Here is a 6581-nt window from a genome sequence, read left to right on the forward strand (position 1 = left end):
CGCGACAATGGCGCGGCTGATGCGGTAGCTCCAGACGATGCCTTCCTCGATCGGATCAAGCGTGTAGCCCGCGCCAAAGATGCGGTTGGCAACGGTCTTGCCGATGACGTCGAGCGGGATCGCCGTTTCGCCAATGGCAGCGCCCATCGCCACGGCCACCAGCAAGAGCAGGAGCGCGCCAAGGCAATAGAGAACTATCCGGCGCTTGTGACCGGAAACCCGGTTTACCGGCGCTCGATCCGATACGAAGAAGCTCATTTGGCCGCGTAAGTCTTTTCCAGACCGTCGACAATGGCCTCGATCCCCATGGGAATGCGAATGCCGGCGTGAACGGCATGGGCGTCAACCACCACGATACGATTTTCCTTCACCGCCTTCATCTGGCTGGTAACCGGATCGCGGCGGAGGAAGTCAAGCTTGACCTGGTAATCATCGGCCGGAAAGCGGCGGCGATCCATACGGGCGATGAAGATGATGTCAGGATCGGCCTTGGCCACCGTTTCCCAGCCCACCACCGGCCATTCCTCATCGGATTGCACGATGTTCTTCAGGCCGATCTTGTTCATGACATAGGCCGGAATGCCCTTCTGGCCGGCCATATAGGGATCGATCTGGATGTCGGCGCTGGAAAACCAGAAGGCCGCCGTTTTGCCTTCGAGCCCAAGCGCCTTCGCCTTTTCGCTGGCAGCGGCTTCGCGGGTCTTCATGTCGGCAAGGAGCGCTGTGCCCTTGTCTTGCACGTCGAAGATCTCCGACAATTCGGCCACAGCCTTGTACACGCTTTCGATGGTGAAGGCCGTCGAGCGCGTCCCGTCGCCACCGGTTTCATTGTCCTTGCCGACGCAATCGGCGGGCATGATGTAGGTGGGGATGCCGAGATCGCTGAACTGCTCGCGCGTGGCGGTTACCCCTTGCGGGCCGACATGCCATTCGAACTGGCTGGTCACGAGCTGAGGCCGCTTGGCGACCACGCTCTCGAAGCTCGGATGGTTGTCGGCCAATCGCTCGATCTTGGCGTTGGCTTGCTTATAGTCCGGCAGAACCTCGTTGAACCAGACGGACGTGCCCTTCACCCGCTCGGCAAGACCGAGCGCATAGAGCATCTCTGTGCCGGTCTGGCCAACGGTCACGACGCTTTCCGGCGCGTGGTCGAAGCGGATGGCCTGGCCACAATTGTCGAGGCTGAGCGGGTACTTTGTGGGCTCGGCCGAGGCCTGGTGGCCAAGAACGACGAGCGTGGTGGCGGCAAGCGCCAAACGAACTGAAATCATGGTCTCCTCACGTAATGTGATAACGTTACCTACTCTGTCTTTGCCGCTTTGGGCAAGCCTGACAGCCAGCTTTCAGTTCTTCTTCGGGAGATCGGCCTTTTCCAGCGCGTCCGCCAAGACCTCGATGCCGTTGATCGTACGGATCGTGGCATCCATCGCATGCCCGTCCATGACCACGATGCGTCCGGCTTTCACGGCTTCCATCTGGCTGGCGACAGGATCGGTCTTCAGGAATTCGAGCTTCTTCTCGACGTCATCGGCGGGGAAACGACGACGATCCATGCGGGCGACGACGATAAAGGTCGGGTTTGCCTTGGCGATGGTTTCCCAGCCGACCACCGGCCATTCCTCGTCGGACTCCACGATGTTGCGGATGCCCGTCTTCTCCATCATGTAGGCCGGCCCGCCCTTGCGTCCGGCGACATAGGGATCGATGTACATTTCGGCGCTGGAGAACCAGAACACGGCCGAAACATCATCGCGCGCTACAGCCTTGGCGCGCTCGATCGCCTTGTCCTCGCGCGCCTCCAGATCAGCAACGAGAGCCGCGCCCTTGTCCTTGATGTCGAAGATTTCGGCCAGTTCACGCACACCCTTGTGGATGCTGTCGGTGGAAAACAGCTGCGTGCGGGTTCCATCGATGCCGACCGAATTGTCCTTGGCCACGCAGTCGGCGGGCATGACATAGGTCGGGATCTTTACGTCATGGAACTGCTCGCGCGTAGCGACGATGCCCTGCGGCCCGACATGCCATTCGAACTGGATCGCAACGAGGCCGGGACGCTTGTTGACGACGCTCTCGAAGCTCGGATCATTATCCGCCAAGCGCTCGACCTTGGCGTTGAGCGCCATGTATTCCGGCAAAACATCGGTGAACCAGACCGATGTGCCCTTCACCTTTTCGCCGAGACCCAGCGAATACAGCACCTCGGTTGCCGCCTGTCCGACGGTGACGGCGCTGTCCGGCGCGTGTTCGAAGGTGATGGTCTGGCCGCAGTTTTCGAGCGTGAGCGGATATTTCGTGGCTTCGGCCTGCGCTGCAAAAGTGAAAAGCCCGAGGCCGGCGGCTACGAGCAGGGAGCGACTGATGATCATGACGGGCGGATCTCCGTTGGGGCAAGGTGCCAGCGCGAAAGATCCAGGTCAGGACGGCAATGAGGGCATCCGGCATGCGCACGGACCCACGGCAGCTGCTTTATCAGCAGGGCAAACGTCATCGACAACCTCCCCGGACACCCCGTCCGGCTTGTTTCGTTTCCGTGTGCCGGCAGGTCTCCTGACTGACGGGTCGCCGCATGATCCGGCCTTCCCAAGCCTTTCGGCTCAGTGGCTTTCCGGACATGCTCGCCGCCTACAGTTGCGGGGGCAGTTTCGTTTGACGGGCGTTTAAACCCGCATCGAATTCCCTGTTCGTCGCTTTCGCGAACCGACACCAGGCTTTCCTAGCGGCAAGCGGAGCTTTGAGCAAGAGCAGCCAGCGCACCTTTCGCCGCGTGCCGGGTGGAACCGTTTCTCTTGAATGATGCCCTGTTCTCCCCCCTCGCCCTGACTGGCGCCCAATGCGCCAATGCTCCAATCTGGACCGATGGAATCATCTGATGAACTGGTGCACCCGGACGCTGCCGTGGCGCCTGGCTATCTGGCCAACCATGCAGCACGGGTCTTCAACCGCCTGATCGACGCGGCGTTGCGGCCCGATGGCATGTCATTGTCCCTGCTCGGCCCCATTTTGCTCCTGTCTTGGAAAGGGCCGATGTTGCAGCGGGATCTGGTGCGCGCTTCGGCCGTCAAACAGCCGGCCATGGTGGCCCTGCTCGACAAGCTTGAAGCCATGAAGCTGATCGAGCGAAGTTCCGCCCCGAACGATCGACGCGTCGCCATGGTGCATCTGACTTCGGAAGGACGCGCCGCCGCCGTGCTCGGCGGCGATGTTCTGATCGACACCAACAGGCGGGGTTTGAAAGACTTTTCGGACGAGGAAGCCGGTCTGCTCGTCGGCCTCCTCCAGCGCCTGATTACGAATCTGGAGCAAGGTGACGGAACGAAATATCACGAGTGATATTTCTCTCGGGAACAAGGAGAAAGTCCGTGCCCCGTCGCATCTTGATTACCGGCGCCAGCGTCGCCGGCAACACCGTTGCCTTCTGGCTTGGCCAAGCAGGCTTCGAGGTCACGGTGGTTGAACGCACGCCTGAATTTCGTGACGGCGGCCAGAACATCGACATTCGTGGCGTCGGGCGCGAAGTGTTGCGCCGCATGGGTCTGGAACAGACCGCACTCGATCATGGAACGGGAGAAGCCGGCACAGCGTGGGTGAACAGCGACGGAGAGGTCGCCGCGGAGTTCGTCACCGACGAGATGGATGACGATGGTCCAACGGCCGAGATGGAGATCTTGCGCGGTGATCTGGCACGTCTTCTTTATGAGCCCGCGCGCGAAGTTGCCGACTATCGTTTCGGCGACAGGATCGAAGCCATCGAACCGGGCGAAGACACGGCGCACGTGACCTTTGCCAGCGGCCGTTCAGAAGCTTTCGATGCTGTGATCGTTGCCGAAGGCGTGGGATCGGCAACACGGGAGCTGGTGTTTCCCGGCGAGAACGATCCCCGCTGGATGGATCTGACCATCGCCTACTTCACGATCCCGCGCCAGGCAGACGACGACCGGATGTGGCGTTGGTACAATGCCACAAACGGTCGGAGCATTTCTCTGCGTCCTGACACGCACGGTACGACGCGTGCGATGTTGTCGATCCAGAAGCCGCCAGAAGGTGAACAGGACTGGGACGTCGCACAGCAGAAAGCCTTTCTCCAGGAGACGTTCAGCGATGCCGGTTGGCAGGCCCAACGCGTGCTGGAGGGCATGAACAACAGCGACGACTTTTACTTCGACGTCCTGCGCCAGGTGCGCATGCCCAACTGGTCGAAAGGCCGTGTCGTGCTGACGGGTGATGCGGCCTGGTGCGCCACACCGCTCGCCGGCATCGGTGCCACCCTTGCCGTGACGGGCGCCTATGTTCTTGCCGGTGAACTTGCCGGCCAAAACGATCTGCCCTCGGCCTTTGCCAACTACGAGAAAGCCATGCGTCCGATGGTGGAGGAAGGACAAGGCGTACCCAAGATCGGTCCGCGGTTGATGAATCCGCAAAGCCGTCTAGGCATTGGTCTCCTCCACACGGCCTTGAAGATCGCCAGCCAGCCCGCTCTGCGCAAGAATGCAGGCAAGCTGTTCTCGCGCGAACCAACAGCGCCGGATCTATCGCCTTACCCGAAGGCGCCAGGCCCAACCAACTCCCATCTTGCCTAAATCGGCTCCGCGATACAGAACGCGGTTGAGAGCCAATCCAGCCTTAGAGGTCGCTTTGAAACGCGTTTTGCCGATCCTGATCGCCATTGTTATCGCCATAACGGCAACGCTGGGCTGGCGGTTCTATGCCTATGCCACGAACACCGAGAGCCCCTATGACGAGGTCGGGATCGAGTTGAACTCGCGCGCGCCTCGCCCGCTCAACGATTGGGCCTGCGGACGGTTGAAGGCGAACTTCCCGAACGCTGTTCCACCTTACGGGTGCAACCGGGACGACGGCACGGTTGGCTGGCGCTAAGGGTTGATCGCCGGCACTCGTCAGACGCTGGGAGCGCCGGCCTTCCAGCCCACCAACGCTTTCAGCTTCGACAGGTAGGATGGCTGCTCCTGAACCAGCCTGATGCCCAGATTGTGCGGCGCCATGCCGGCCGCGCAGCCGCCGCTTTTGCCGTCGCGAATGAAGAAGGACATGTAGGCACGGTGCTTGCCGCCGGCGACGCGGACGCCGCAGTTTTCGACGCTCTGGCTGACGCTGCCCCCTGTGTCGAGGGTTGAGCGGTTGTAGCAGGTCGAGGTCCAGTCCCAGACATTGCCGCCAATATCCGCAACGCCCTTGCTGTTTGTGCCGAAGCTGCCGCGCGGCTTGGGCTGGGGATCAGGTGCCGCGTTCTCGGACTCCTTGCGGTAGCGCGCCAGCCAGCGCGTAGCCGGATTGGCATCGTTTCCGTTCAGCTTGAGCGTGTCGTCGCGCACGCGCTCGGCGGCCATATAGACCCACTCCGCGTCACTCGGCAGACGCCATTGCTGTCCACTCTTTTCGGAGAGCCAGGCGGCATAATCATTGGCGTCGCGGAAGTCGACGCCGGTGACCGGGAGATCGGCGGCAGCCTGATTGCCGTCCGCCTTCTTGCAGCGGGCCTCAGTGACACAGCGCGCATAATCGGCCGCCGTCACCTGATATTTCATGATCTGGACGCCACGCCCGACGCCCATATGGCGCAAGGGCGCATCGGTGGGTTTGTTGGCAGCGATATATTCGCCAGGCAGGCGGTAAGCAAACGTGCCCGGCGCGACTGCCACGACTTCCGCCGCCCATTGCGGATCGACTTCGGCAGAAGCCCGGATGCCGGGCAATGCGAGGGCCGCAACTGCGAGGGCAACAACCGGTGCTCCGGCGCACAGAGCGAAAGCGCGTTTCATGATGGTCTCGATGAGGTTCGATGACCCGCTGAAGCGCGGGTCATCGCATGTTCGTCAGACTGAACGGGTCAGAAGTTGACGATCGGTGCGGGCGCGCTGACCTGGGTCATCAGGTCGTCGTTCCAGTCGCCATCCACCACGAAGTGTGCCGTTGCGCCGAGTTCGGCTGCTTCGATCAGGTTGTGGTTGACATAGGCATAAACGCCCGGCTGCTTGAAGGTGTAGAACGCCGCTCCGGCCGAGCCGCCCCGGATGAACCAGGTTTCGAGATCGCGAGCCGGGGCATTGGCAAACTTGCCTTCTTCCCAGACGTAGTCGCCATGGCCGCCAATCAGATGCGGACGGGTATCGCGATTGGCTTGTGAGTGAACGATCAGGACCTTCTCGCCGACCTTTGCCTTCAGGGCGTTCTCGCCGGTCAAAGCGCCTGCCTTGCCATTGAACACGACGTGGGTGGGCACGAGGCCGCGCATGACTTCAAGCGTTTCGGCGAAGCTTTCGCCGAGCGAATCGAACTTCTTGAAGTTGCCGGCTTCGTCGCGCGGCACGTAGAAGTCGCTTTCACCGACATAGAACACCGTGTCGTAGGTCAGCGGCTTGCCTTCATGATCCTTGAGGCCGTCGCGGGGCAGAACCATGATCGTGCCGCTCATGCCCGACACGACGTGCCAGGGGATCATGCCTTCCGGGGCACAGTGATACACGAAGGTGCCCGTGCGATCGGCCTTGAAGCGCAGCACGACCTGTTCGCCGGGATTGACGCGGGTCAAAGCACCGCCGCCCAAACCGCCGGTGGCAGCATGG

At 61.6% G+C, this 6581-nt stretch carries 7 protein-coding genes, 1 pseudogene and 1 riboswitch; of the genes and pseudogenes, 3 read left to right on the forward strand and 5 right to left on the reverse strand.

Annotated elements, in window-relative coordinates; genetic code table 11:
• The 3 genes and pseudogenes from RTX98_RS07845 to RTX98_RS07855 form a co-directional block, all read right to left on the reverse strand.
• Positions 1-258: pseudogene (locus tag RTX98_RS07845) on the reverse strand (hypothetical protein); the annotation flags it as partial.
• The gene (locus tag RTX98_RS07850; RefSeq protein WP_312795781.1) at positions 255-1271 is read right to left on the reverse strand and encodes an ABC transporter substrate-binding protein; all 1017 of its coding nucleotides are present in this window, start codon (positions 1269-1271) and stop codon (positions 255-257) included. The gene RTX98_RS07850 and the pseudogene RTX98_RS07845, both read right to left, overlap by 4 nt.
• 72 nt (positions 1272-1343) lie before the next feature.
• Positions 1344-2366 (reverse strand): ABC transporter substrate-binding protein, encoded by a 1023-nt coding sequence (locus tag RTX98_RS07855; protein WP_312795783.1) that lies wholly within the window; start codon positions 2364-2366, stop codon positions 1344-1346.
• A 153-nt stretch (positions 2367-2519) separates the two neighbouring features.
• Positions 2520-2717, reverse strand: a riboswitch (cobalamin riboswitch).
• A 139-nt stretch (positions 2718-2856) separates the two neighbouring features.
• Here RTX98_RS07855 and RTX98_RS07860 point away from each other — a divergent pair.
• The 3 genes from RTX98_RS07860 to RTX98_RS07870 are packed head-to-tail and all read left to right on the forward strand — an operon-like array spanning position 2857 to position 4875.
• Entirely contained in the window at positions 2857-3330 is a 474-nt protein-coding gene (locus tag RTX98_RS07860) for a MarR family winged helix-turn-helix transcriptional regulator (protein WP_312795784.1), read from the forward strand.
• A 29-nt stretch (positions 3331-3359) separates the two neighbouring features.
• Entirely contained in the window at positions 3360-4577 is a 1218-nt protein-coding gene (locus RTX98_RS07865) for an FAD-dependent monooxygenase (RefSeq protein ID WP_312795785.1), read from the forward strand.
• A 55-nt stretch (positions 4578-4632) separates the two neighbouring features.
• Positions 4633-4875 carry a hypothetical protein gene (locus tag RTX98_RS07870; RefSeq protein ID WP_312795786.1) on the forward strand — a complete coding sequence of 81 codons (243 nt, stop codon included), beginning with the start codon at positions 4633-4635 and terminating at the stop codon, positions 4873-4875.
• Between the two features lie 20 nt (positions 4876-4895).
• Here the strand turns inward: RTX98_RS07870 and RTX98_RS07875 are convergent, their stop codons facing one another.
• Both RTX98_RS07875 and nirK read right to left on the reverse strand, forming a co-directional pair.
• Entirely contained in the window at positions 4896-5777 is an 882-nt protein-coding gene (locus tag RTX98_RS07875; RefSeq protein ID WP_312795787.1) for an SUMF1/EgtB/PvdO family nonheme iron enzyme, read from the reverse strand.
• 68 nt (positions 5778-5845) lie between these two features.
• A partial coding sequence (gene nirK / locus RTX98_RS07880) for a copper-containing nitrite reductase (protein WP_312795788.1) occupies positions 5846-6581 on the reverse strand: 736 nt, incomplete at its 5' end.

Origin of the sequence: Tianweitania sp. (assembly GCF_032053605.1) — a bacterium.
In the GTDB taxonomy this organism is placed as follows: domain Bacteria; phylum Pseudomonadota; class Alphaproteobacteria; order Rhizobiales; family Rhizobiaceae; genus Tianweitania.

Excerpts from the sequence above, each read along its gene's own strand:
- RTX98_RS07860 (WP_312795784.1), top strand. The coding sequence starts at position 2,857 with ATGGAATCATCTGATGAACTGGTGCACCCGGACGCTGCCGTGGCGCCT.
- RTX98_RS07850 (WP_312795781.1), bottom strand. The coding sequence starts at position 1,271 with ATGATTTCAGTTCGTTTGGCGCTTGCCGCCACCACGCTCGTCGTTCTT.
- RTX98_RS07855 (WP_312795783.1), bottom strand. The coding sequence starts at position 2,366 with ATGATCATCAGTCGCTCCCTGCTCGTAGCCGCCGGCCTCGGGCTTTTC.
- RTX98_RS07875 (WP_312795787.1), bottom strand. The coding sequence starts at position 5,777 with ATGAAACGCGCTTTCGCTCTGTGCGCCGGAGCACCGGTTGTTGCCCTC.